Origin of the sequence: Enterobacter sp. BIDMC 30, assembly GCF_000534355.1 — a bacterium.
Classification (GTDB): domain Bacteria; phylum Pseudomonadota; class Gammaproteobacteria; order Enterobacterales; family Enterobacteriaceae; genus Enterobacter; species Enterobacter ludwigii.
In genome coordinates, this window is record NZ_KI973169.1 from 1,003,405 (window position 1) to 1,029,281 (window position 25,877).

22 protein-coding genes are annotated in these 25,877 nt (G+C 55.1%); 11 read left to right on the forward strand and 11 right to left on the reverse strand.

Annotation, left to right across the window (positions count from 1 at the left end):
* Window positions 1-31: 31 nt before the first annotated feature.
* Both qseC and qseB read right to left on the reverse strand, forming a co-directional pair.
* The gene (gene qseC, locus L466_RS17415) at window positions 32-1,381 is read right to left on the reverse strand and encodes a quorum sensing histidine kinase QseC (RefSeq protein WP_032680289.1); all 1,350 of its coding nucleotides are present in this window, start codon (window positions 1,379-1,381) and stop codon (window positions 32-34) included.
* The gene (gene qseB / locus L466_RS17410; protein WP_020883652.1) at window positions 1,378-2,037 is read right to left on the reverse strand and encodes a quorum sensing response regulator transcription factor QseB; all 660 of its coding nucleotides are present in this window, start codon (window positions 2,035-2,037) and stop codon (window positions 1,378-1,380) included. Before qseB ends, qseC begins: the two co-directional genes overlap by 4 nt.
* A 138-nt stretch (window positions 2,038-2,175) precedes the next feature.
* Here qseB and L466_RS17405 point away from each other — a divergent pair, with 138 nt between their 5' ends.
* From L466_RS17405 to ftsP, 4 genes are all read left to right on the forward strand, one after another.
* Complete coding sequence (locus tag L466_RS17405) at window positions 2,176-2,577, forward strand: YgiW/YdeI family stress tolerance OB fold protein (protein WP_020883653.1); 402 nt, start codon at window positions 2,176-2,178, stop codon at window positions 2,575-2,577.
* A 118-nt stretch (window positions 2,578-2,695) separates the two neighbouring features.
* Window positions 2,696-4,954: a DNA topoisomerase IV subunit A gene (gene parC, locus L466_RS17400; RefSeq protein ID WP_014171622.1), complete on the forward strand. Its 2,259-nt coding sequence runs from the start codon at window positions 2,696-2,698 to the stop codon at window positions 4,952-4,954.
* Window positions 4,955-5,118: 164 nt separating this feature from the next.
* Window positions 5,119-5,856 carry a 1-acylglycerol-3-phosphate O-acyltransferase gene (gene plsC, locus L466_RS17395; RefSeq protein WP_020883654.1) on the forward strand — a complete coding sequence of 246 codons (738 nt, stop codon included), beginning with the start codon at window positions 5,119-5,121 and terminating at the stop codon, window positions 5,854-5,856.
* Between the two features lie 59 nt (window positions 5,857-5,915).
* Window positions 5,916-7,328 (forward strand): cell division protein FtsP, encoded by a 1,413-nt coding sequence (ftsP, locus tag L466_RS17390; protein WP_020883655.1) that lies wholly within the window; start codon window positions 5,916-5,918, stop codon window positions 7,326-7,328.
* 33 nt (window positions 7,329-7,361) lie between these two features.
* Here ftsP and L466_RS17385 read toward each other — a convergent pair whose 3' ends face one another.
* Window positions 7,362-8,837 (reverse strand): TrkH family potassium uptake protein, encoded by a 1,476-nt coding sequence (locus L466_RS17385; RefSeq protein WP_014171619.1) that lies wholly within the window; start codon window positions 8,835-8,837, stop codon window positions 7,362-7,364.
* A gap of 200 nt (window positions 8,838-9,037) precedes the next feature.
* Between L466_RS17385 and L466_RS17380 the strand changes: the two genes are divergently transcribed.
* Window positions 9,038-11,209, forward strand: coding sequence for a YgiQ family radical SAM protein (locus tag L466_RS17380; protein ID WP_020883656.1), 2,172 nt, complete (start codon window positions 9,038-9,040; stop codon window positions 11,207-11,209).
* A gap of 35 nt (window positions 11,210-11,244) precedes the next feature.
* Here the strand turns inward: L466_RS17380 and dkgA are convergent, their stop codons facing one another.
* Both dkgA and yqhD read right to left on the reverse strand, forming a co-directional pair.
* A complete protein-coding gene (dkgA, locus tag L466_RS17375; protein WP_032680290.1) occupies window positions 11,245-12,072 on the reverse strand; it encodes a 2,5-didehydrogluconate reductase DkgA in 828 nt (275 codons plus the stop codon).
* Between the two features lie 105 nt (window positions 12,073-12,177).
* Complete coding sequence (yqhD, locus tag L466_RS17370; RefSeq protein WP_032680292.1) at window positions 12,178-13,341, reverse strand: alcohol dehydrogenase; 1,164 nt, start codon at window positions 13,339-13,341, stop codon at window positions 12,178-12,180.
* Window positions 13,342-13,536: 195 nt separating this feature from the next.
* Here yqhD and L466_RS17365 point away from each other — a divergent pair, with 195 nt between their 5' ends.
* Window positions 13,537-14,436: an AraC family transcriptional regulator gene (locus L466_RS17365; RefSeq protein WP_020883659.1), complete on the forward strand. Its 900-nt coding sequence runs from the start codon at window positions 13,537-13,539 to the stop codon at window positions 14,434-14,436.
* A 47-nt stretch (window positions 14,437-14,483) separates the two neighbouring features.
* On the opposite strand, the gene yghB is transcribed toward L466_RS17365, so the two are convergent.
* Window positions 14,484-15,143, reverse strand: a complete 660-nt coding sequence (yghB, locus tag L466_RS17360) for a DedA family general envelope maintenance protein YghB (RefSeq protein WP_014171613.1) — start codon at window positions 15,141-15,143, stop codon at window positions 14,484-14,486.
* A 149-nt stretch (window positions 15,144-15,292) separates the two neighbouring features.
* Complete coding sequence (gene metC / locus L466_RS17355; RefSeq protein ID WP_032680294.1) at window positions 15,293-16,480, reverse strand: cystathionine beta-lyase; 1,188 nt, start codon at window positions 16,478-16,480, stop codon at window positions 15,293-15,295.
* Window positions 16,481-16,731: 251 nt separating this feature from the next.
* On the opposite strand from metC, the gene exbB reads away from it, so the two are divergent.
* Both exbB and exbD read left to right on the forward strand, forming a co-directional pair.
* Entirely contained in the window at window positions 16,732-17,463 is a 732-nt protein-coding gene (gene exbB, locus L466_RS17350; protein WP_014171611.1) for a tol-pal system-associated acyl-CoA thioesterase, read from the forward strand.
* Window positions 17,464-17,467: 4 nt separating this feature from the next.
* A complete protein-coding gene (gene exbD, locus L466_RS17345; protein WP_032680295.1) occupies window positions 17,468-17,893 on the forward strand; it encodes a TonB system transport protein ExbD in 426 nt (141 codons plus the stop codon).
* A 45-nt stretch (window positions 17,894-17,938) separates the two neighbouring features.
* On the opposite strand, the gene L466_RS17340 is transcribed toward exbD, so the two are convergent.
* Both L466_RS17340 and L466_RS17335 read right to left on the reverse strand, forming a co-directional pair.
* Window positions 17,939-18,385: a hypothetical protein gene (locus L466_RS17340; RefSeq protein WP_032680296.1), complete on the reverse strand. Its 447-nt coding sequence runs from the start codon at window positions 18,383-18,385 to the stop codon at window positions 17,939-17,941.
* Between the two features lies 1 nt (window position 18,386).
* Window positions 18,387-18,791, reverse strand: a complete 405-nt coding sequence (locus tag L466_RS17335; RefSeq protein WP_032680298.1) for a hypothetical protein — start codon at window positions 18,789-18,791, stop codon at window positions 18,387-18,389.
* A gap of 102 nt (window positions 18,792-18,893) precedes the next feature.
* Here L466_RS17335 and L466_RS17330 point away from each other — a divergent pair, with 102 nt between their 5' ends.
* On the forward strand, window positions 18,894-19,397 hold the full coding sequence (locus L466_RS17330; protein ID WP_020883663.1) for an ESA_00282 family adhesion-associated protein: 504 nt from the start codon (window positions 18,894-18,896) through the stop codon (window positions 19,395-19,397).
* A gap of 81 nt (window positions 19,398-19,478) precedes the next feature.
* Complete coding sequence (locus L466_RS17325) at window positions 19,479-19,967, forward strand: TIGR00645 family protein (protein WP_014171606.1); 489 nt, start codon at window positions 19,479-19,481, stop codon at window positions 19,965-19,967.
* Between the two features lie 54 nt (window positions 19,968-20,021).
* Here the strand turns inward: L466_RS17325 and L466_RS17320 are convergent, their stop codons facing one another.
* Window positions 20,022-21,062, reverse strand: a complete 1,041-nt coding sequence (locus L466_RS17320) for an aldo/keto reductase (protein WP_032680300.1) — start codon at window positions 21,060-21,062, stop codon at window positions 20,022-20,024.
* Window positions 21,063-21,210: 148 nt separating this feature from the next.
* Entirely contained in the window at window positions 21,211-23,802 is a 2,592-nt protein-coding gene (locus L466_RS17315; RefSeq protein ID WP_032680302.1) for an autotransporter outer membrane beta-barrel domain-containing protein, read from the reverse strand.
* A 507-nt stretch (window positions 23,803-24,309) separates the two neighbouring features.
* Here L466_RS17315 and L466_RS17310 point away from each other — a divergent pair.
* Complete coding sequence (locus L466_RS17310) at window positions 24,310-25,857, forward strand: methyl-accepting chemotaxis protein (RefSeq protein ID WP_032678967.1); 1,548 nt, start codon at window positions 24,310-24,312, stop codon at window positions 25,855-25,857.
* Window positions 25,858-25,877 lie beyond the last annotated feature (20 nt).

Here is a 25,877-nt window from a genome sequence, read left to right on the forward strand (position 1 = left end):
CAAAGTCTTTTGCATTAAACGCAATAATCCCTTACCAGCTGACCTTCACTTCGAAGCCGCCTTCTGCCGCATTGCCCAGCGCGACGCGCATACCATGCAGGGCGGCAATGCGCCTGACGATAGATAACCCCAGGCCGCTACCCGTTGCATCCTGTCCCGGTGGGCGATAAAAACGCTCGCCAATACGCGCCAGCGCATCGGTGGAAACGCCGGGGCCGGTGTCACGCACGGTAAAACGCCGGGTGTCCAGCGTGACGTCCACCACGCTGCCATGCGGGCTATAACGCACGGCGTTGTCCAGCAGGTTACGCACCAGCAGGCTCAGCAGCAGCGGCTGGCCCTGACGTGTGACCTGCGGGGCATGAATGTTCAGGCGAATATCAATCCCGGCCTGCTGTGCCGGATGCCAGATATCCAGCACCGCCGACTGCAGGAGATCGGCCATCACGATCGGTTCGATATCGTCGAGGTTATCCAGCGAGTCCAGACGCGACAGCGTAAGGAGCTGATCCACCAGCCGGGATGCGCGATCGATACCCGCATGCAGCTGCGCCAGCGCTTTTTGCTGCGCCTGCGGATCGTCCTGATACAGTTGCGCCACGTCGGTTTGCACCTTCAGGGCCGCGAGAGGGCTGCGTAGCTCGTGCGCGGCATCTGAGGTAAAACGACGCTCGCGGGTCATCATCTCCTGGGTTCGCGTGAACAGATGGTTCAGCGAGTCGAGCAGCGGGCGCACCTCAGTGGGAACCCCCTGAGTCGGGAGCGCGTCGGTGGCATCCGGTGAGCGGGAGCGCAGGGTCTGTGCCAGTTTTTTTAACGGTTTCAGTTCCCGGCTCAGCAAAACGATCAGCAACAACAGCATCAGGGGCAGCGCCACCAGCCACGGGGTCAACTGGGAGCTGACCACATCTACCGCCATCTCCTGGCGATACTCCCACTCCTGGCCGACCACCACGCGGTACTTCCCGTCGGGTGAGGTGAGCCATAAAAAACGCCACTCGTCGTTGTCGCCCTGTAGCCGTCCATTATCAAACCCGTCGCGGCGATAGTGGTACGGAATGTCCCGCCCGTTTTCGCCGTCATTTAATATCATCTTGCCGTCGGTGGCGTAGATGGCGAAGGCCAGCGCGTCGTCATCCAGACGACCGTGCTTCGCTTTTTTGGGGATCTCACGCATCCGTTCGGGGGCCCGGATCTCATCCAGATCCATGGTCAACAGCCGTTTGGCAAACAGCATCTGCTGCGTATCGAACAGCTTATCCAGCGTGTGGGTGGTCTGCTGCCAGGCGACCAGGCTTGCGGCAAACCACGCCGTCAGCGACAGCACTAAAAAGAGGAGCGTCAGGCGCAGCTTCAGGCTCAGGCGTTGGGTCAGTTTCATGCGTCACCCAGGGTATAGCCGATACCGTGCACGGTGCGGATAAATTCGCTGCCCAGTTTACGACGAAGATGGTGGACGTGGACTTCAACGGCGTTGCTGGAGACGTCGTCGTCCCAGGTGTAGAGCTTTTCCTCGATCAGCTTGCGCGGCAGCACGCGGCCCGCGTTACGCATCAGCAGCTCCAGCAGGGCGAACTCTTTCGGCTTGAGCGTCAGCGTTTCGCCGTCCAGCGTGGCCACGAGACTGGAGGGATCGAGCGTGACCTTTCCGTGGTGCAACTCGCTGCGGGTCTGGCCGTGGCTTCGGCGCACCAGCGCCTCAAGGCGGGCAGCCACTTCGATCAGTGCAAAGGGCTTGCACAGGTAATCATCCGCCCCCAGACGCAGCCCTTCGACACGCTGGTTCAACGCATCCCGCGCCGTCAGAATCAATACCGGCTCGCGGCGTCCGCTTTCGCGCCAGGCGCGCAGAATCTCCAGTCCGTCGATTTCCGGCAGCGTCAGATCCAGCACTACGGCATCATACGGTGCAGAATGAAGCGCGGTCTGGCCGGTTTTTCCGTCGGTGAACCAGTCCACGCTAAAGCCCATTTTGCTTAACCCCGCTTTGATGCCATCGCCGATCAGCTTGTCGTCTTCAACCAGTAAAATGCGCATGTTCCCTCCTTGATAACGTCAGTAAACCCTCTGCATCAGCCTGCTGTACAGTAATAATAAATAAATTTTTCCCTTAAGAAGTTGTTAAGGTTTACCCTGTTAAATGGACTGCGAAACCACATTAAAGGGAGAGTTAATATGAAAAAATTCGCTGCGATTGCCGCCATCATGATGATGACCACTGCCCCTGTTTTTGCTGCACAGGGCGGATTTAACGGCCCCTCTGCCGCACAAACCCAGGCCCAGACGCAGGCGGGCGGTTTTGTCGATAATGACGCGAACCTCACCACCGCGGTGAAAGTGAAGGACATGAAGGACGACAGCTGGGTGAAGCTGCGCGGGAACATCACTCAGCGCCTGTCTGATGACCGCTACACCTTCCGCGATGAGACCGGTACGGTTAACGTGGAGATTGACCACAAGCGCTGGAACGGCGTGACCGTAACCCCGCAGGATAAGGTGGAAATCCAGGGTAAAGTCGATAAAGAGTGGAACGATTTTGAAATCGACGTGAAGCAGGTTATCAAACTGAACAAATAACCCCGAAAGGGCCGCGGATGCGGCCCTTTTTCTTTGTGACTCAACACGCCAGATAAGGTAGTATCTGCGGCAATATTGCCTGAAACCTTTCGGTTTCTGAGTTGAGGAATCACACATAATGAGCGATATGGCAGAGCGCCTCGCGCTACATGAATTCACGGAAAACGCCTACCTGAACTACTCCATGTACGTCATCATGGACAGGGCGTTGCCGTTTATCGGGGATGGCCTGAAGCCCGTTCAGCGCCGCATCGTCTATGCGATGTCCGAGCTGGGGCTGAATGCGACCGCCAAGTTCAAAAAATCCGCCCGTACCGTCGGTGACGTACTGGGTAAATACCATCCGCACGGCGACAGCGCCTGTTATGAAGCGATGGTGCTGATGGCACAGCCGTTCTCTTACCGTTATCCGCTGGTGGATGGTCAGGGGAACTGGGGCGCGCCGGACGATCCGAAATCCTTCGCAGCGATGCGTTATACCGAATCCCGTCTCTCCCGCTACGCTGAAGTGCTGCTGGGCGAGCTGGGTCAGGGAACCGTGGACTGGGTGCCAAACTTCGACGGTACGATGCAGGAGCCGAAAATGCTGCCTGCGCGTCTGCCGAACATCCTGCTGAACGGCACTACCGGTATCGCGGTGGGTATGGCGACGGACATTCCGCCGCACAACCTGCGTGAAGTGGCGAAAGCCGCCATCACCCTGATTGAACAGCCGAAAACCACGCTGGACGATCTGCTGGATATCGTGCAGGGGCCGGACTACCCGACCGAGGCCGAAATCATCACCTCGCGCGCGGAAATCCGCAAAATCTACCAGAACGGCCGCGGCTCCGTGCGCATGCGTGCGGTGTGGACCAAAGAGGACGGCGCAGTGGTCATCACCGCGCTGCCGCACCAGGTCTCCGGCGCGAAAGTGCTGGAACAGATTGCCTCCCAGATGCGCAATAAAAAGCTGCCGATGGTGGATGACCTGCGCGACGAATCCGACCACGAAAACCCGACGCGTCTGGTGATCGTGCCGCGTTCCAACCGCGTGGACATGGAGCAGGTGATGAACCACCTGTTTGCCACCACCGATCTGGAAAAAAGCTACCGCATCAACCTGAATATGATCGGCCTCGACGGTCGTCCGGCAGTGAAAAACCTGCTGGAGATCCTGAGCGAATGGCTGACGTTCCGCCGCGATACCGTTCGCCGCCGTCTGAACTATCGACTGGAAAAAGTGCTTAAACGCCTGCACATCCTTGAAGGTTTGCTGGTGGCGTTCCTCAATATCGACGAAGTTATTGAGATAATCCGTTCCGAGGACGAGCCGAAGCCGGCGCTGATGTCGCGCTTTGGCATCAGTGAAACCCAGGCCGAAGCAATCCTTGAGCTGAAACTGCGTCATCTCGCCAAACTCGAAGAGATGAAGATCCGCGGTGAGCAGAACGAACTGGAAAAAGAGCGCGATCAGCTGCAGGCGATCCTCGCGTCCGAACGCAAGATGAACAACCTGCTCAAGAAAGAGCTGCAGGCTGACGCCGATGCATTCGGTGACGACCGTCGTTCTCCGCTGCATGAGCGCGAAGAAGCGAAGGCGATGAATGAGCACGACATGCAGCCATCAGAACCAGTCACCATTGTGCTGTCTCAGAGCGGCTGGGTGCGCAGTGCTAAAGGTCACGATATCGACGCGCCAGGGTTGAGCTACAAGGCGGGCGATAGCTTTAAAGCGGCCGTGAAAGGTAAGAGCAACCAGCCGGTCGCCTTTATCGACTCGACGGGGCGCAGCTACGCCATCGACCCGATCACGCTGCCATCTGCCCGCGGACAGGGCGAACCGCTTACCGGTAAGCTGACGCTGCCGCCGGGTGCGACGGTTGACCATATGCTGATGGAAGCCGATGACCAGAAACTGCTGCTGGCGTCTGACGCGGGGTACGGCTTTATCTGTACCTTTAACGATCTTGTTTCCCGCAACCGTGCCGGTAAGGCGCTGATCAGCCTGCCTGACAACGCGCATGTGATGCCGCCGCTGGTGGTGGAAAACGATAGCGATATGCTGCTGGCGATCACTGCCGCCGGACGTATGCTGATGTTCCCGGTCAGCGACCTGCCGGAATTGTCAAAAGGCAAGGGCAACAAGATCATCAGCATCCCGTCAGCGGAAGCGGCGAAAGGGGTAGATGGTCTGGCGCACCTCTTTATTCTGCCGCCGCAGAGCACGCTGACCATTCATGTCGGCAAACGTAAAATCAAGCTTCGTCCGGAAGAGTTGCAGAAAGTGGTGGGCGAGCGCGGTCGACGCGGCTCGCTGATGCGCGGCCTGCAGCGTATTGACCGCGTGGAGATTGACTCTCCCGCGCGCAGTACCGCGGGCGACAGCGAAGAGTAACGCCGTTATCTCCCCCTCTGTTCCGGAGGGGGAATTTCAATAAAATTTCCCGTAAAATCGTTGTTAATTCGTGCGTTGCGATTAACAATACGCGCTCGTAATAAAGTCCTTACCTGGCCACAGGTGAAGTATAATTGTCAGCTGTCAGGGCTTCAGAGGTCGCTATGCTATTCATTGTTCGTTTAATTCTTACCATTATTTACTGCATTCTGGTCTGTATTTTCGGCTCTATTTATTGCCTGTTCAGTCCGCGCAATCCGAAACATGTCGCCACCTTCGGCCATATGTTCGGCCGCCTTGCGCCGCTGTTTGGCCTGAAGGTTGAAAAACGCCTGCCGGAAGGGGCTGAGAACTTCGGTAACGCCATCTTTATCGCTAATCATCAGAACAACTACGATATGGTGACGGCCTCCAACATTGTTCTGCCACCGACCGTGACCGTGGGCAAAAAGAGCCTGCTGTGGATCCCTTTTTTCGGCCAGCTGTACTGGCTGACTGGTAACCTGCTGATTGACCGTAACAACCGCGCGAAAGCGCACAGCACTATTGCTGAAGTGGTTAATCACTTCAAAAAGCGCAGGATCTCAATCTGGATGTTCCCGGAAGGGACGCGCAGCCGTGGCCGTGGCCTGCTGCCGTTCAAAACCGGTGCGTTTCATGCTGCAATTGCGGCAGGTGTTCCAATTATTCCTGTGTGTGTTTCCAATACTTCTAATAAGATTAATCTTAACCGCCTGAATAACGGGCTGGTGATTGTCGAAATGCTGCCGCCGGTGGATACCAGCAAATACGGTAAAGATCAGGTTCGCGAGCTGGCAGCACACTGCCGTGAACTGATGGCTCAGCATATTGCGCTGCTCGACAAAGAAGTCGCAGAGAGAGAAGCCGCCGGTAAGAAGTAAGCCGGCGTTAAAAGGGAAAACGAATTCCCGCGTTGTTAGTCGTTTCAGATGGAGCTTATATGTCATTCAGTCGGCGTCAGTTTATTCAGGCTTCCGGGATCGCCCTTTGTGCGGGTGCGCTGCCGCTGACAGCCAACGCCGCCGGGCAGCAACAGCCGCTGCCCATTCCGCCGTTAATAGAATCCCGTCGCGGGCAGCCGCTTTTCCTGACGCTACAGCGCAGCCACTGGTCCTTTACCCAGGGCACGCGTGCGCCGGTGTGGGGCATTAACGGACGTTACCTTGGGCCGACCATACGCGTGTGGAATGGCGATGACGTTAAGCTGATCTACAGTAACCGTACGACAGAAAATGTCGCCATGACCATCAGTGGCTTACAGGTGCCTGGCCCGCTGCTTGGCGGCGCGGCACGCATGATGTCGCCTAATGCTGACTGGGCGCCCGTTCTGCCGATTCGTCAGAGCGCGGCGACGCTCTGGTATCATGCCAATACCCCTAACCGCACGGCCCAGCAGGTATATAACGGCCTGGCCGGTATGTGGCTGGTGGAAGATGAAATCAGTAAATCCCTGCCAATCCCGAACCACTATGGCGTGGATGATTTTCCGGTCATTATTCAGGACAAACGGCTGGATAATTTCGGCACGCCGGAATACAGCGAGCCGGGCAGCGGTGGCTTCGTTGGCGATACGCTGCTGGTTAACGGCGCGCAAAGTCCGTATGTCGAAGTGTCGCGCGGATGGGTACGTCTGCGTCTGCTGAATGCCTCTAACTCGCGCCGCTACCAGCTGCAAATGAGCGATGGCCGCGCGCTACACGTCATCTCCGGCGACCAGGGCTTTTTACCGGCGCCGGTTTCCGTGAAGCAGCTGGCGCTGTCGCCAGGCGAACGCCGCGAAATCCTTATTGATATGACCAACGGTGATGAGGTGTCGATCACCTGTGGCGAAGCGGCCAGCATTGTGGACCGCATTCGCGGTTTCTTTGAGCCGTCGAGTATCCTGGTCTCCACCCTGGTGCTGACCCTGCGTCCTACCGGCCTGCTGCCGTTGGTGACCGACAGCCTGCCGATGCGCCTGCTACCGCAGGAGATCATGAGCGGTTCGCCGGTGCGCAGCCGCGATATCAGCCTGGGCGACGATCCGGGGATCAACGGTACGCTGTGGGACGTTAATCGTATCGATATTACCGCGCAGCAGGGTACCTGGGAGCGCTGGACGGTTCGCTCGGACATGCCGCAGTCGTTCCATATCGAAGGGGTGAGTTTCCTGATCCGCAACGTCAATGGCGCGATGCCGTTCCCCGAAGACAGGGGCTGGAAGGATACCGTCTGGGTGGATGGGCAGGTTGAACTGCTGGTCTACTACGGACAGCCTTCGTGGCCGCACTTCCCGTTCCTGTTCCACAGCCAGACGCTGGAGATGATGGACAGGGGATCCGTCGGCCAGATGCTGGTCAACCCGGCACCCTAAACCACGATACGATTCCCGGTTCGCCGGGAATGTTTATGCCCGCCAGAAAAAGCGTGAGCACAGGATCAGTACCGGATAAATTTCCAGACGCCCCATAATCATCGCCGCACACATCAACAGCTTGGCCTCGTCTTTTAGCGTTCCGAAGGTTGACGCCGTTTCGCCGAACCCCAGCCCCATATTGTTAATACAGGCCGCAACGGTGGCAAATGACGTGAACAGATCGTATCCCAGCAGGTTCAGCGCCCAGACGAAAAAGCCCGTTATCATCACGTAGAGAAAAAAGAAGCTCCACACCGAGCGCAGAACGCGCTCATTCACGACGCTTTTGCCGACCTTAATGCTCAGCAGCGCGCGCGGATGCGCGAGTTGATTCATCTCCTGAATACACTGCTTAAACATGATGAGAAAACGCAGCGCTTTGATCCCGCCGCAGGTAGAGCCGACGCAGCCGCCAAAAAAACTGGCGCTCAGCAGCAGGAAAATGGTGTGGGGAGGCCAGTGAGCGTAATCGGCCGTCGAAAGACCGTTGTCGGTCATCATGGAGCTGGCCAGAAAGAAGGCATGTACCAGGCTGTCGGTACCGTTGTACATCCCCGCGTGCCACACCTGCCAGGCGGTAATGGCGATAATGACGGTGGCGGCACCGAGAAAGAATTTCACCTCCGGGCTGCGCCGAATCGGTTTCAGCGTGCGGCGCGCGATGACGACATACCAGAGGGTAAAGTTAAACGCGGAAAGCAGTGAAAAAGCCCCGGCGACAAGCTCAATCGCGTGGCTGTCGTAAAACCCGATGCTCTCACTTCGGGTTGAAAACCCACCCAATGAGACGGTGGAAAGCCCGTGACAGACGGCGTCAAAAAAGGGCATGCCCGCCAGCCAGTACGCCAGCGTGCAGACCAGTCCCAGCGCCAGATAGGTTACCCACAGCGTACGCGCGGTATCGGCGAGTCGGGGCGTCAGGCGCTCCTCCTTGAACGGCCCAGGCATTTCCGACTGATACAGCTTCATGCCACCGATACCGAGCAGCGGCAGGACCGCGACGGCCAGTACGATGACCCCTAATCCGCCAATGAAATTGAGCTGAGCGCGGTAATAAAGGTACGACTTCGGCAGGGCACTGACGTCCCCAATCACCGTCGCCCCGGTGGTGGTGATCCCTGAGACCCCTTCAAAGAGCGCATCGGAAAAGGAGAGTTGCAGACCGTCATCCATCCATAACGGCATGGCGCTAATCAATGAAAACAGCAGCCAGAACAGAACGATAATCACGAAACCGTCACGGGTGCGCAGCTGTATACCGGAATGACGTGTTGCCCGCCAGGTAAGTCCGCCAAGGGTAAAAAAGGTCAAAAAGGTGGTTAAAAAAGCAAAGTAGGTTCGCTCTTTATTCAGCAGGGCGATAACCATCGGCGGCAGCATGGACAGGCTGTACAGAAGAACCAGAAAACCGCAGAGGTGAAGCACAACCCGCAGCTGGGACACATGTAACGAATCGTTGAACTTCACAAAGAAACTCCGTGCCAGAATGCATCCCGGTAACTGATTACCGCAAGATATAGTGGATATTATGATCCAAAATTAACAGTGCGCTGTATTTTAACGGCTTCCAGGATTTTCTGTTTACTTCTTGCATCCTTTTCTTCAAATCCGGCGGACTAACAGCGTATAATCCCGCTCCTTTTGTCTATTTTTTCTTCGGAAGCACTATGAGCGCAATTTCCCTGATCCAGCCGGATCGTGACCTCTTCTCCTGGCCCCAGTACTGGGCGGCCTGCTTTGGACCGGCACCGTTCCTGCCGATGTCCCGGGAAGAGATGGACCAACTGGGCTGGGACAGCTGCGATATCATTCTGGTGACGGGCGATGCCTATGTCGACCACCCGAGCTTTGGCATGGCTATCTGTGGCCGTATGCTTGAAGCGCAGGGCTTCCGTGTGGGGATCATCGCCCAGCCTGACTGGAACAGCAAAGACGACTTTATGCGTCTGGGGAAACCCAACCTGTTCTTCGGCGTGACCGCAGGCAACATGGACTCGATGATCAACCGCTATACCGCCGACCGTAAGCTGCGTCATGACGATGCCTACACGCCGGATAACGTCGCGGGTAAACGTCCTGACCGTGCGACGCTGGTCTACACCCAACGCTGCAAAGAAGCCTGGAAAGACGTGCCGGTTATCCTGGGCGGCATCGAGGCGAGTCTGCGCCGTACCGCGCACTACGACTACTGGTCAGACACCGTGCGCCGTTCGGTGCTGGTGGATTCCAAAGCCGATATGCTGATTTACGGTAACGGTGAACGTCCGCTGGTGGAAGTGGCGCACCGTCTCTCACAGGGTGAGCCGGTGAGCAGCATCCGCGACGTGCGCAACACCGCGATCATGGTGAAAGAGGCGCTGCCGGGCTGGAGCGGGGTGGATTCCCGTATCATTGATATGCCGGGTAAAATCGACCCGATCCCGCACCCGTACGGCGACGATCTGCCGTGTGCGGATAACAAACCGGTAGAGCCAAAGAAAGCTGAAACGAAAGCTATCGTTGTTCAGCCGCCGCGCCCGAAACCGTGGGAAAAAACCTACGTGCTGCTGCCTTCCTTTGAGAAGGTCAAAGCCGATAAAGTGCTCTACGCGCATGCGTCCCGTATTTTGCACCACGAAACCAACCCGGGCTGCGCGCGTGCGCTGATGCAAAAGCACGGCGAGCGCTTTATCTGGATCAACCCGCCGGCAATCCCGCTTTCCACCGAAGAGATGGACAGCGTCTTCGCGCTGCCGTACAAACGCGTGCCGCATCCGGCATACGGCGAGAGCCGAATCCCGGCGTATGAGATGATCCGTTTCTCAATAAACATCATGCGCGGCTGCTTCGGCGGCTGCTCCTTCTGCTCCATTACCGAGCACGAAGGGCGCATTATTCAGAGTCGCTCCGAAGATTCGATCATCAATGAGATCGAAGCCATTCGCGATACCGTGCCTGGCTTCACCGGGGTGATCTCCGATCTGGGCGGCCCGACTGCGAACATGTACATGCTGCGCTGTAAGTCACCGCGCGCGGAACAGACCTGCCGTCGTCTGTCGTGCGTGTATCCGGATATCTGTCAGCACATGGATACCAACCATGAACCGACGATCAACCTTTATCGTCGTGCGCGTGACCTGAAAGGGATCAAGAAGATCCTGATCGCCTCCGGGGTACGTTACGATATCGCCGTGGAAGATCCGCGCTACATTAAAGAGCTGGCGACGCATCACGTGGGTGGCTACCTGAAGATTGCCCCTGAGCATACCGAAGAAGGCCCGCTGTCCAAGATGATGAAGCCGGGTATGGGCAGCTACGATCGCTTTAAAGAGCTGTTTGACACCTACTCGAAGCAGGCGGGTAAAGAGCAGTATCTGATCCCATACTTCATCTCCGCGCACCCTGGCACGCGCGATGAGGACATGGTGAACCTGGCGCTGTGGCTGAAACAGCGTCGCTTCCGTCTGGATCAGGTGCAGAACTTCTATCCATCACCGCTCGCAAACTCAACGACCATGTATTACACCGGCAAGAACCCGCTGGGTAAAATTGGCTATAAGAGTGAAGATGTAGTGGTGCCGAAAGGGGATAAACAGCGCCGTCTGCATAAAGCACTGCTGCGCTACCACGATCCGGCTAACTGGCCGCTGATCCGTCAGGCGCTGGAAGATATGGGTAAAAAGCACCTGATCGGCTCGCGCCGCGACTGCCTGGTGCCTGCGCCTACGCTTGACGAGATGCGTGAAGCGCGCCGCCAGAACCGCCATACGCGCCCGGCATTGACCAAGCACACGCCGATTGTGCATCAGCGTTCAAACGGTAACGCCAGTGCGAAGAAACCCGTGAAACGTAAAGCGTAAAAAATAAAAACCCCGGCGAGCCGGGGTTTTTTTATTCACCCGCCAAACTGATCGGGATCCGGGCCTAAACGCTTGCCCTTGTCCAGCTTCGCAATTTCACTCAGTTCATCTTTATCCAGGCGGAAATCCCAGACGTCGAAGTTCTCAGCGATACGCGATGGCGTGACCGATTTCGGGATCACCACCAGGCCGTTATCCAGATGCCAGCGAATAACGATTTGCGCCGGCGTCTTGCCGTATTTATCCGCGAGATCGCGAATAATTTTCTGGTCGAACACCCCTTCACCGCCCTGTGCCAGCGGGCTCCAGGACTCGGTCTGGATCTTGTGCGTGGCGTTCCAGGCGTGAAGCTGACGCTGCTGCATCAGCGGGTGCAGCTCAATCTGGTTGATAACCGGCGCGACACCCGTCTCGTCAATCAGGCGCTGCAGGTGGTGAACCTGGAAATTACACACGCCGATGCTTTTCACCAGCCCTGCCTGCTGCAGCTCAATCATCCCTTGCCAGGCGTCAACATAGTGATCGATAGCCGGGACTGGCCAGTGCATCAGATAGAGATCGACGAAATCGAGCTGGAGTTTGTCCAGACTCTCCTGCAAGGCTTCGCGGGGGCGTTTTTGATCGTCGTTCCACAGTTTGGTGGTAATGAAAAGGTCGTCGCGGGACATGCCAGCGCTGGCCAGTGCCTTACCCACGCCGTCCTCATTTTTGTACGCGGCGGCGGTATCAATCGACCGATAGCCGACTTCCAGTGCTTTATGAATGGCGGAGACGACCTCGTCGTTACCGGCTTTCCATACACCTAGCCCCAGTTGGGGCATCACGTTGCCATCCTGCAGCTTGATTACGGTTTGGTTTGCCATTTTTCCTCCTTCAGGTGCTCATCGTCGGAGGGAACCCCCGACGATGTGATGTGCATTAAGTCTGGACGAAATGTCAAAAAACGAAAGGCGGGATGTCAAAAACGCTTAGCGTGCCGCTTCGTAGATACGACGGCTCACTTCCAGCGTAATGTCGCCGTGCTCGCCCAACTGGGTCATACCGTGTTCTTCAAGTTTCGCCAGCAGGGCAGGGATGGAGCTGCCATCCAGACCATAGCCGGACAGACGCGTTGGCACGCCCAGACCTTCAAAGAAGCTGCGGGTTGCTTCGATAGCCGCGTCGATACGCACATCGTCAGAACCTTCGGTGATGTTCCACACGCGCTCAGCGTACTGCAGCAGTTTGGCGCGTTTGGTATCACGTTTTTCGTTCCACAGTGCAGGCAGGACGACGGCCAGCGTTTGCGCGTGATCCAGACCGTGCATGGCCGTCAGTTCGTGGCCCAGCATATGGGTTGCCCAGTCCTGCGGCACGCCGGCACCGATCAGACCGTTCAGCGCCTGGGTTGCCGCCCACATCACGTTGGCGCGCACATCGTAGTTTTCCGGCTCTTTCAGCGCTGTCGGGCCGTCTTCAATCAGCGTCAGCAGAATGCCTTCCGCGAAGCGATCCTGAATTTTGGCATCTACCGGGTAGGTAACGTACTGCTCAACGGTGTGCACAAACGCATCGACCACACCGTTCGCGACCTGACGTGCAGGCAGGGTGTAGGTGTAAACCGGATCGAGGATGGCGAATACAGGCTGAACGTGATCGTTCATAAAGGCCTGCTTATCACCCGTGGTTTTACGGGAGATAACGGCACCTTTGTTGGATTCAGAACCGGTCGCGGGCAGGGTCAGCACGGAACCCATTGGGATCGCGCTTTTGATATCGCTGCCGCGGGTTTCCAGAATGTGCCACGGGTCAATACCGTCCGCGTAGTGCGCCGCAGCGGCGATGAATTTGGTGCCATCCAGGACTGAGCCGCCGCCGACTGCCAGCAGGAAGGTGACTTTTTCATCACGGGCGATCTTGACCGCGTTCATCAGTGTTTCATAAGACGGGTTAGGCTCGATACCGCCGAACTCACGCACGTCCAGACCTTCCAGCGCGCTGTAAACCTGATCCAGTACGCCGGTTTTTTTCACGCTGCCGCCACCGTAGGTGATCAGTACGCGGGCGTCAGCGGGGATCTGTGCGCGCAGGTCGGCGATAGCGCCTTTACCAAACAGAATGCGGGTTGGGGTGTGGAGATTAAAATTATTCATTGCTCGTTCCCTTATGTGGGTGAAAAACCGTGGTGGCGCTGAAGGCTACCTGATGCTGCACATTGTGGCCGTCCGGGGCTATCCTCTCAATGCACATTCCTGCCGATGTCTTGCCCATTTCTACAGAGCGCTGGAGAAAACACGGTAAACTGCGCACACTGTCAACGTCGGAAACCGTAGCCGGAGTAACGTAAAATGAACCGTGAAGCGATCTGCCTCCAGCTTACTGCGCAGATTAAAAGACTGATTGATAAAGAAAATGGCGTCGGTGACATGTTGCCTGACATTCGTCTTCTGTATGGGACGCAGCCAGGGACACGCACACCGGTCATGTACCAGCCGGGCATCGTTTTTCTCTTTTCAGGCCATAAAATTGGCTATATCAATGAGCGCGTGTTCCGGTATGACACCAATGAATATCTGCTGCTCACAGTACCTTTACCCTTCGAATGTGAAACTTTCGCGACAGAAGCGGTACCGCTGGCGGGCATTCGTTTAAATGTCGATATCCTTCAGCTGCAGGAGCTGCTGATGGAGATTGGCGAGGACGCATTGTTCCGGCCGTCGATGCCCGCGAGCGGGATTAACTCCGCGACGTTATCCGAGGAGATCCTCTGCGCCATTGAGCGTCTGCTCGACGTTATGGAACGGCCACTGGATGCACGCATCCTGGGCAAACAGATTATCCGCGAAATTCTTTACCATGTGCTGCTGGGGCCGGGCGGTGGGGCATTACTCGCGCTGGTCAGCCGCCAGACACACTTCAGCCTGATTAGCCGCGTGCTCAAGCGTATCGAAAGCCAGTACACGGAAAACCTGAGCGTTGACCAGCTGGCGGCGGAAGCAAACATGAGCGTCTCGGCGTTTCATCATAATTTTAAGTCGGTGACCAGCACCTCGCCGCTGCAGTATCTCAAAACCTATCGGCTGCATAAGGCTCGTATGCTGATGATCCACGATGGCATGAAGGCCAGCGCGGCGGCGATGCGGGTGGGCTATGAAAGTGCGTCGCAGTTTAGTCGGGAGTTTAAGCGTTACTTCGGCGTCACGCCGGGGGAAGATGCGTCGCGCATCAGAATGATGCAGGGGACCTGAGGGGAGAGTCCAGCCGGGTAAGCGTAACGTCACCCGGCTTTTTTATATCACGCGCTGCAGTATTTCTTCTTAATCACGACCGCAATCGTCCCGAGCAGTCCCGCGACCAGCAGGAAAAGCGGGAGAATCATCAGGAAGGTCATTACCTGGTCTTCGTGGTGTTTCACAAAGGGGATCATATTCAGCGCGTAGCCAAGCGTGGTCACCACGCCTACCCACAGCAGGGCGCTCAACCAGTTGAAGAACTGGAAGCGGCGGTTTGACAGCCCGGAAATGCCTGCCATGGTCGGCAGCAGCGTGCGAACAAACGCCAGAAAACGCCCGGCCAGCAGCGCCAGCAGACCGTGGCGGTCAAACATGCAGGTCGCACGTTGATGATATTTATGCGGTAACTGCGCCAGCCAGCCTTTCACGACGCGCGTATTGCCGAGCCAGCGGCCCTGCAGATAGCTCAGCCAGCAACCGAGGCTGGCAGCGGAGGTAAGTATGACCATCGTCGGCGTGAAGTCCATGACGCCTTTACCGATTAACGCCCCGGCCAGTAAAAGCAGGCTGTCACCGGGTAAAAATGAGGCTGGCAGTAATCCATTTTCCAGAAACAGGGTTGCGAACATCACGAAATAGACGATACCTACAACGTGAGGGTCCGCCAGCGCGGCAAAATCGTGTTGCCAGAGCGCCGCAATAATATCTTGAATAACAGCCATGGACTTTCCTGTGGAACAGCAGATGCAGATATAGCGCTATTGTACTCCCTAATTCGCCCGTGGGGTTTGATCGCGGGCGCAACTAATGCAGACTTTTCTGGTGGCAGTGTTCACAAAAGCGTCCAGGGAGTACATTTTCAGCATGCACTCTACACGATACGTTCAAACCCTGCCGCTAAATCCGCAATTAAATCGTCAACATCTTCTAAACCAATATGCAGTCGGATCAGCGTGCCGCTGAAATCCACTTCTCCACCGGGGCGCAGGGCCGCAATTTGCTCCGGCTGGTTAGGCAGGATCAGGGATTCAAACCCGCCCCAGGAGTAAGCCATGCTGAAAAGGGTAAAATGATCCAGGTAGTTCGCCAGTTCGTCGTTACTGAGCCGTTTTTTAAGAACAAATGAGAACAACCCGCTACTGCCCGTAAAGTCACGTTGCCAGAATTCATGGCCTTTGCTGCCCGGAAGCGCCGGATGATTAACGCGCTCGACCTGCGGCTGCCGGGCCAGCCATTCGGCCACCTTCAGACTGCTTTCATGGTGCTGACGCAGGCGCACCCCCAGCGTACGGATACCGCGGCTGGTCATGTAGGCCGTATCCGCATCCACCATCTGGCCCATCAGGTAGGCATTCTCCCGAAGTTGATCCCAGCAGCGCGCGTTGGATACCGCAGTACCGATCATGCCATCAGAGTGGCCAATCAGATATTTGGTCGCGGCCTGAATAGAGATATCAATGTCGAATTCCAGCGCCCTGAACAGGACGCCCGCCGCCCAGGTGTTGTCGATCATGATGATTGCCTCGGGGGCTTTGCTGCGCACTGCTTTCACAATAGCCGGGACGTCGTGCACTTCCATGGTGATAGAGCCTGGGGATTCCAGAAACACAATGCGCGTGTTCGGCTGGATAAGTTCAGCGATACCTTCGCCAATCAGCGGATCGAACCAGCTGGTGGTCACGCCGAGCTTGCTGAGGATTTTGGTGCAAAAATCCTGGCTTGGTTCATAAGCGGTATTGGTCATCAGGATATGGTCGCCCTGTTCCACAAACGCCAGAATGGTATTGGCGACTGCCGCCGCACCACAGGGGAACAGGGCGCAGCCCACGCCGCCTTCCAGTTCGGACATGGCTTCCTGAAGTGAAAAATGGGTTAGCGTGCCACGACGGCCATAGAACAGCCCGCCTTTGGCGCGGTTGCGCGTGGCGATTTTTTTATCCTCGACGGTATCAAATACCAGTGAGGAGGCGCGTTGAATCACGCTGTTGACCGATCCCTGAGTGTATTTTTTGCTGCGTCCTGCCTGTACCAGCGTGGTATCAAGATGCTTCTTTGTCATGTTCGCTAACCCTGTTTTTATACGTCTGGACGTCCAGACTACCACGATTGTAAAAATCTGCACCCGGGGGCTTATCGAATAAGCAGAAAATATTAGCAAAAATACGCATAAGAAATTTTTACTGCGTAAGCGCAAGGAAAGTGAACGAAAATTACGGCAGTATGTAAATACTAATGAGAACTACTATCAATTCGACGACGTTTTGATATTATTACGGTCAGATTTTGTGATTTGCGTCCTGGAGATACAGAGTGGGTAATAATTTGATGCAGACGGATCTCTCCGTCTGGGGCATGTATCATCATGCTGACATCGTGGTTAAGATTGTGATGATCGGCCTGGTTCTGGCGTCCGTGATCACCTGGGCTATCTTCTTCAGTAAGAGCGTCGAACTGCTGTCGCAGAAGCGTCGCCTCAAGCGGGAGCAACAGCAACTGGCTGAAGCCCGCTCCCTGGATCAGGCCTTAGACATGACCTCATCCTTCCATGGAAAAAGCCTGACCACCCTGTTAGTCAACGAAGCACAGAACGAGCTGGAACTCTCCGCAGGCAGTGAAGATAACGAAGGCATTAAAGAACGTACCGGCTTCCGCCTGGAGCGTCGCGTTGCTGCCGTTGGCCGTCATATGGGCCGCGGTAACGGTTATCTGGCCACTATCGGGGCGATCTCACCGTTCATCGGTCTGTTCGGTACGGTCTGGGGCATCATGAACAGCTTTATCGGCATTGCGCAGACGCAGACCACCAACCTGGCGGTGGTTGCGCCGGGGATTGCCGAAGCGCTGCTGGCGACCGCAATCGGTCTGGTCGCGGCCATTCCGGCGGTCGTCATCTATAACATCTTCGCGCGTATGATTGGCAACTATAAAGCCACGCTCGGTGACGTCGCCGCGCAGGTGCTGTTGCTGCAAAGCCGCGATCTTGACCTTAATGCCAGCTCCGTTAAACCGGTGCATGCGGCGTCTAAACTGCGCGTAGGTTGATTGTATGGCGATGCGTCTTAACGAAAATCTGGACGATAACGGCGAAATGCATGAAATCAACGTGACGCCGTTTATCGACGTCATGCTGGTTCTGCTGATTATCTTCATGGTGGCTGCGCCGCTGGCGACGGTCGACGTGAAGGTGAATCTGCCTGCCTCTTCCAGCCAGCCGCAGCCGCGTCCTGAGAAACCTGTCTATTTGTCGGTGAAAGCGGATAAATCGATGTTCCTCGGCAATGACCCGGTGACGGAGCAGTCTGTTATCCCGGCGCTGGATCAGCTCACCGGCGGCAAGAAAGACACCACGGTTTTCTTCCGCGCGGATAAAACCGTCGATTACGAAACCATGATGAAGGTAATGGACACGCTGCATCAGGCGGGTTATCTCAAGATTGGGCTGGTCGGCGAAGAGAAAGCGGCCGCGAAATAACAAAGAAGCTGGCGAAAGCCGGCTTTTTTTATGCGTGTCGGGCGATCAGTTTTTTGTCTCAGTGGGCGCAGGCGCGTGGGACGCCAGCGCGTCTTCATCAAGCGCAACGCAGGTGACGTTTGACGTGCGGTACTCGCCGTCGGATAGTTTGCGCGTCAGACGCAGGGTGGCCACTTCTCTGGCGAGCAGATACTGATAATTGGCCTCCAGACGCCCGAGAAGCTTCTCTTTCAGCTCAGGCCGCTGTTCGATGAGGGTATTCATCACCGCGCCGTATATCTCTTCCTTCACCTGCAGAGGATAAATCTCGCGGCGATTATGCCATTTCAGGCGTACCAGCGTCGCCGGGATCGATACCAGGTCCTGAGTTATTCGCGTCATCTCGGCATTTTTTGTGTTTCGCAGTGCATCGAGATTTTGCTTTAAGATAAATTCATCACTTTTTTTGTTATCTAAAGCCAAATAAACGTCGTTATCTTTAATTTCTTTCACGTTACTCTTCCCCCAGCTTATAAAAAATAGGGTTGTTGGTTTCACGCGTAATTAGATTAAGCCAAATTTCATTGCCGGCTTCGTTTATTTCTTTGGTTTTTTCCGCGATTATTTGACTTAGTTTCTGAGCATCTATTTCACCTTCGGCCTGCAGGTCATTCAGTAGGTGGACAAAGGCTTCTATTTTAACGGCGCGAAATAACCGGTCCTTTATATGACGGTCGTGCTCTTCCAGTAACATATTACGGGATTTACCGGTGCGAGAAACGCCTATTAATATGTCAGACTCGTAATCAGAGAGCTTTCTTTTCCCCTGAGTGAAATTAGCCTCTTTTTCTGCTTCCGTCGTTTGCTGTTCCACAGGCGCAATGTGGTACTTAGCCGGGACGAGGTAGTCGGGCAGCATTTTAATTTCCTTTAATTACAACAGGGTGGGGTTGGTAAAGGCGTGAGATTCGTTGACAATATCATGAGGCAATTTTAAAATCAAAAAAAATGGAGCCTACCCATGAACAGCATTTTTTTTACGGTCATCACATTACTATTACTGACCGCTGGTGTTCTTTTATTGATGCAGGAGTTCAATAAAACGCAAGTGTCGAAAGACGCCAGTGAACCTCCGCTACCTGAACTGATGACAAAAGAGGAAGGTGAAGACCATTTCTCCGTATTGATGAACTCGGTTACACCGGTTTGGTACTGGCGGGTGAACCATGAATATATCGACTTTTTGCACGCGACAATTAAGCGAATGAAAATGTCGGAAATTAATGACACGCCTGGGTTGTTTGAAGCGCAGCGCCGCTGCAGCGACCTGAATTCCGCAGTGTATAAATATTATGACAATATCAAAAAGCGTTGCCTTAACGGTGAGAAGGTCTCCTGTTCCGATCTGGACGTATTAAACCTGCGCCAGTGTTTTCGTGAGTTCAGCCTGGAGGCGTATCCGGAACTGGTGGTGCTGGTCTGGCCGGAGTATGCGCGCCCGGACGTCAATCCTGACAATGTCTGAACGTACAACGAGTGAGTTGTTGCAAACAGTCAGCGCCGTTGAGATATACTGGGCGCTGGTTTCGTTTGCAGACAGGACTTTATGGAACGCTTCTTTGAAAACGCGATGTACGCCTCTCGCTGGATACTGGCACCCGTCTATTTTGGCCTTTCGCTGGCGCTGATTGCGCTGACGATTAAGTTTTTCCAGGAAATCTTGCATGTTCTGCCGAACATCTTTTCCATTGCCGAAGCAGATTTGATTCTGGTTCTGCTCTCGCTGGTGGATATGACGCTGGTGGGCGGATTACTGGTGATGGTGATGTTCTCCGGCTATGAGAACTTTGTCTCTCAGCTCGATATCGACGAGCGCAAAGAGAAGCTCAACTGGCTGGGCAAAATGGATGCCTCGTCGCTGAAGAATAAAGTGGCCGCGTCGATTGTGGCGATCTCATCTATCCACCTGCTACGCGTATTCATGGACGCCAAGAATGTCCCGGACAACAAACTGATGTGGTATGTGATTATCCATCTGACGTTTGTGCTGTCTGCGTTCGTGATGGGGTATCTGGATAAGATCAGTAAGAAGTAATTTCCCCCCCCCTCTTCCCAGGGGAGAGGGGGGGCGTGAGTGCGACAGACCGCGCTATTTATCCGACGATGCCTGCCACAAATTCAATTCCCCATCCGCAACATGCTGGTCAATCCTTTTCAGCTCATCGTCGCTAAAGCGCAGGTTATTCAGGGCCTGCACGTTCTCTTCGATCTGCTCCGGACGGCTCGCACCAATCAGCACGGATGTCACGCGTTCATCCTTCAGCAGCCAGCTCAGTGCCATTTGCGCCATCGTCTGACCACGGGCCTGTGCCATCTCATTCAGTAAACGCAGGCTGTTCAGGTTGGCTTCAGTCAGCATGTTTTCCGTCAGACCGCGCACCTTCTTGCCTTCACGCTGCATACGAGAATCTTCAGGAATACCGTTCAGGTATTTTCCGGTCAGCAGACCCTGCGCCAGCGGCGTAAACGCAATGCAACCCGCCCCGTTTTTCTCAAGCGTATCCAGCAGGCCGGTGTGATCGACCCAGCGGTTGAGCAGGTTGTAGGACGGCTGGTGGATAAGCAGCGGGATCTTCCACTCACGTAACAGGTCCGCCATTTTCTGGGTGCGCTCCGTGGAGTAGGAGGAGATACCGACATACAGCGCTTTACCGCTCTGCACGGCCTGGGCCAGCGCAGCGGCGGTCTCTTCCATCGGCGTATTTTCATCCACGCGGTGAGAATAGAAAATATCCACATACTCCAGCCCCATGCGCTTGAGGCTCTGATCGAGGCTGGCGAGCAGGTATTTGCGCGACCCGCCCGACCCATACGGCCCCGGCCACATGTCATAGCCTGCTTTGGTTGAGATGATCAGTTCATCGCGATACGCAGCAAAATCTTCCCGCAGCAGACGACCCATGTTTTCTTCCGCGCTTCCCGCCGGCGGGCCGTAGTTGTTGGCAAGATCGAAATGGGTAATGCCGAGGTCGAAGGCTTTATGCAACAGCGCCCGCTGAGAGTCGAGAGGCTGTACGTGGCCGAAACTATGCCACAGACCAAGCGACAGCGCCGGCAGGCGCAGGCCGCTTTTTCCACAGTAGCGGTACTGCATATTTTCGTAGCGGGCGGGGTAAGGGTGCCAGGACATGATGTCTCCTTTCTTGTCGATGAATTTTCGAAACAACGTTTTCATTCTGTGCTTATCAAATCACAAATCCTGTTGATAAGCGATGACATGCCTGACCACCCTGAATGATTAAAGCCCGGCAGCATCAGACTGACCGGGCGTTCACTCGTCAGAAGCTGTAACTCATCCCCGCCTGCACGCTGGCATCGTTGTCCACGTCACCGGTGCCGACATACACCCCGGTATTGAGCGTGAAGTTATGCGCGATGGTTGCATTGATGCCTGCTCCGAAGATCCCCATCGTGTTGTTATGGCCGGAGGTGGTGTGGTAATCCGCCGCCTGAATATCAGTATCGTCGCTGAACTCTTTCTGGAAGCGTGCGTCGATCCACGGCATCATCTGCACGTTCTTGTTCAGATCGCGAAGCGTTGTGGTGAGTCTCAACCCGACCCCACTGTTCCAGGAAGAGACCTGACTGTCGGCGAAGGTCACTTCACTGTCGGAGAAGCCGTTTGCTTTGGTTTGATCCCAGCCTAAGGTGGCGTAAGGTTGCAGCAGGGTTTCACCTGGCAGCAACACGTTCACACCGGTACGCGCCTGCGCCATATACAGGGTGCCATCCGTCGAACCGTGCAGTGCTTCGGTCATGCCGCTGGTATTCCCCGTCACGTTATTCGCAGACAGGGTGTACCGCATATCGCCATAGCTGAAGCTACCGTCGGCAAACATACCCCATGTTCTGCCGTTAAGCGCCTGCTGCCAGCCACCGTACAGGCTGTAGTAATTACCGTAGACGCTGTCATTAAAGCTATCAGCGCCGTCATGGGTATCCTGCACGCGGCTGCGTGTCCATGCCAGTGCAATACCGCCAGTGACGCTATCACCGTTGTCCAGATGCGCCGTCCAGTCCACGCCACCCTGAGCGCCCTGGGTGATGCTCTTATAGTCAACATCATTGCTGAAATTGCCATTCTGATAGAGGAAATCACCCCAGACCTGCGCACCTTCCTCCTGCTTGCCGAGCAGGTTAGCCAGATGCACCTGATTCATATGGTTGCTGATATCATCAGCCACCTGATGTCCGGCCTGCTCGGCAGCGTCCAGACCGGCAACAAGGCCCTGAACGTCGCTCGCGAGGCTGCCCTTCTGGCTGTTAAATTCGATATTCCACGACTGCGTATTATCGGCGGTAAGGCGTGTCTGCGGCGCGGTATCTGCGGCCACAATATTCAGACTGTTGTCATAGTTATAAGCGCCGCTACGGTTTTCAACATTCTGTTGGCCATTTGTGAAGGTGGCCGCCGCATAATTTTGCGGGGTGCTGGTGCCTGAAGTGGTGAACGTACCCAGAATCACGTTCTGCTGATTTTGTGCCGAGGGAGTAATGCTGTTGACGACAACGGCGTTATTAACCCCGGTGATATTGCCGAAATCAACAAAGCTGTCGGTGCTCATATTTACCATCGCATTACTGCCGGTGGTAGTAGCGACAAGCGTTGAGCCATTTTGCAAACTCCAGCTGGTGGCATCGTTAATTTTATCAATGGCGATGCTGTTATTGCTGGTCGTGTTCACCGTCTCGAACTGACTAATTTCACCAGAAACAGAACTGCCGGCATCCATTGACAGCGTGTCGCTACCGTCACCGCCATCAACATTGCCGTTAACATGAGAATTATTGGTCAGCACGACCGTATCATCGCCCGCACCGGTTGTAATATCACCATTTACGGTGGTATTGTTTTGCAGCGTGATGGTGGTATTGCCGCTGTTTTGATCGGTATTTACCGCGCCATTAATGGTGCTGTTATCCACCAGAACAGAATTCGCTGAACTGCCGTTCAGGGTAATATTGCCATTCACGACGCTCTTATTAGTAAACGTAAGTGATGTCGACCCCTTTTCATTAATAACGCCAATATCGCCAGTGACGGTACTGTTATTCAGGGCCAGGGAATCGGCCTGGGTGCCGTACATAGCGATGGCAAGATCGCCCACGCCATCCAGGTTGATGTCACTGAACGGCTTATACTCGCTGAGTTTTTCGGCCAAATGTTCCATGTTCTGCGCGATTTCACTCTGCGAGGCATCGACGGTGGCTCCGGTCAGCGTAATGCGGGTATTTGATTGATCGCTCCCTGCATAAATACCGCCCTTATCCATTGTACTGTTGCTGAGGGTAATATCCTGTTCGCCAGCGCCGGCGCTTACAATGCTGCCGTGCAGCGCGCTCCCGTTCTCAATATTGACGGTGTGGTAGCCTTTATCCAGTGGATCGAGATAAATCGCTGAGCCCATCATATAGGTTTTATCACCCTGGTAATTGCCTGTGCTGTTTTCACCGTTCAGCGTCGCGCCATCAACCGTCACGGTGGTATTGGTGGTCGCGCCTCCGCTACCGACTTCAATCATATCGGCCGTAGCGCCGTTATTCAGGGTGATATTCGCGATACCGCCGTTGCTTCCCTGGATATAGTGGCCTGACATATCCGTTCCGGATACCGTTAATGACTGCGTGTCGCCATCCCCTCGATGACCATCCATGAAAATATTATTCGCCGTGGCGTCGGCCATAACCGCATTTGTTACACCGGGATTTTGATAAAAGCTGTCATCGGTATATTTCGTTAATCCACAGGTTTGCGTCGTCACGCCATCCTCACACGGTGTCGCTGTCGTCATTGCTGCCTGGGTACCGAAAGAGGTTAAAGCCATTAAGACACACTGCGAAAGCAATGTGCGGTTCATAAATTTACGCATCTGAAACTCCGTTAATAAAAAATCGTCGACATCCTTGTAAAGGAATTTATTTAATTTAAGGAATTTCTCATAAGTAAAGGATGTAATGAAATTTAAAAGATAAGGAGTAAGTTATTGGGGTATTTAAATCAGGAGATCTGATAATTAGGTGTTAATATATTTGTGTGATAAATAGAACTGAATAGTTACCCTGCAAATTAAGCGGGTTTTCGCGAAAGGGTAGCGCTATTGATTGACGCAACCTGTTGATGATGTACTCCTCAGGAGGTATGGCCGTTAATTTAATGCGCTGCAGTTTTACATTTATTTATCCACTGACAAAGTAAAACACATTCTTAGCAGGGTAATTTTCCCCTTCTAAAATGTCTCTTTTTTCTGAATGAACGCAGGGGCAGTAAAAATTTTAATAAAAATAATGCGTGAAAGGTGATGAATTTGCTCATTCCTGCCGATAACGAGGGTAAGACTCGCCTCTGGGCGAATTCACCCTCACGGCAAGGAAGACTTATGAATATGTTGCGTAATTTCACGATCCGTTTCGTCATGCTGACGATTCTCGGGATCTTTTGTTTAATGTGGGCGGGCGTGGGGCTTTACAGCACCTGGTCTCTGTCACGGGTATCAGAGGGCAATGAGGTGGATCGCCAGCTGGTCAAACAGATGACCATACTCAGTCAGGGTAACGATCAGTATTTTCGCTTTGTAACCCGGTTGAGTCGCGCGATGGAAGTGAAAGCCGCGGGTGGCACACCGGACCTGGCCCCTGCCCAGCAGGCGCTGGACAATATGGGGAAGAAACTGGCTGAGATGAAGGCAATCTCACCAGGACCGATGGATGAGCAAGTTTCAGCTCAGGTGATCGGTAGCTGGCAGGCTTTGCTTGAGCAGGGCGTAACGCCGCAAATGCAGCAGGCGAAGCAGTCCTCTCTGGAGGGCTACCGTCAGCAGGCGAATAACATCACCCCTCCGCTGAGTCGTGCGTTTGGTGCTGCTGCGGAGAACTTTAACAACGCGGCCGCCCGGGCACTCGACAGCACCCGAGTCGTCGTAGACAGCCTGACCAGCATGACCCGCACGGTGATTATCACCGCCACGATTATTGGCCTGTTAATCCTGCTCTTCACCGACCGTTACCTGGTGGCGATGCTGGTAAAACCGCTGGCTCGCATTCGCCAGCAGTTCCGCCAGATTGCCCAGGGCGATCTCAGTCAACCGATTGAACCGTTCGGTCGCAACTGCGTGGGGCAACTGGTTCCCCTGCTGAGCGCGATGCAGGATAGCCTGCGAGAAGCGGTGAGCTCTATTCGCTCCGGCAGCGAGAATATCTGGCGCGGCGCGACGGAGATCTCCAGCGGTAATAACGATCTCTCGTCCCGTACCGAAGAGCAGGCCGCCGCACTGGAAGAGACGGCGGCCAGCATGGAACAGCTGACCGCCACCGTGAAGCTGAATGCGGAAAGCGCGCGTCAGGCCAGCCAGCTGGCGGATGTGGCGTCAACAACGGCCAGCCGCGGCGGCTCGCTGGTGGAAGAGGTGGTGACCACCATGAGCGGTATTTCTGAGAGCTCGAAGAAGATTGCTGAAATCACCAATGTGATCAACAGCATTGCCTTCCAGACCAATATCCTGGCGCTCAACGCTGCCGTGGAAGCGGCGCGCGCGGGCGAGCAGGGACGTGGGTTTGCCGTCGTGGCCGGCGAGGTGCGTAACCTGGCAAGCCGCAGCGCCAACGCGGCAAAAGAAATTGAGGGATTGATTACCGATTCCGTTTCCCGCGTAGAGCAGGGCGCAAAGCTGGTGGGCGACACGGGCACCACCATGGATGCCATTTTGCGTGATGTGACGGAAGTGACGACCATCATGAAGCAAATCGCGTCTGCCTCTGAGGAGCAAAGTAAGGGGATTTCGCAGGTGGGTATTGCTATCACGCAAATGGATGGCGTGACACAGCAAAACGCCTCGCTTGTGGAAGAGGTCTCGGCAGCGGCCTCCGCGCTTGAACGTCAGACCGAAGAGCTCCAGCGGTCGGTACAGAAGTTCCGTCTCTCGGCATAATCGCTGCTAAAAGGCCGCCG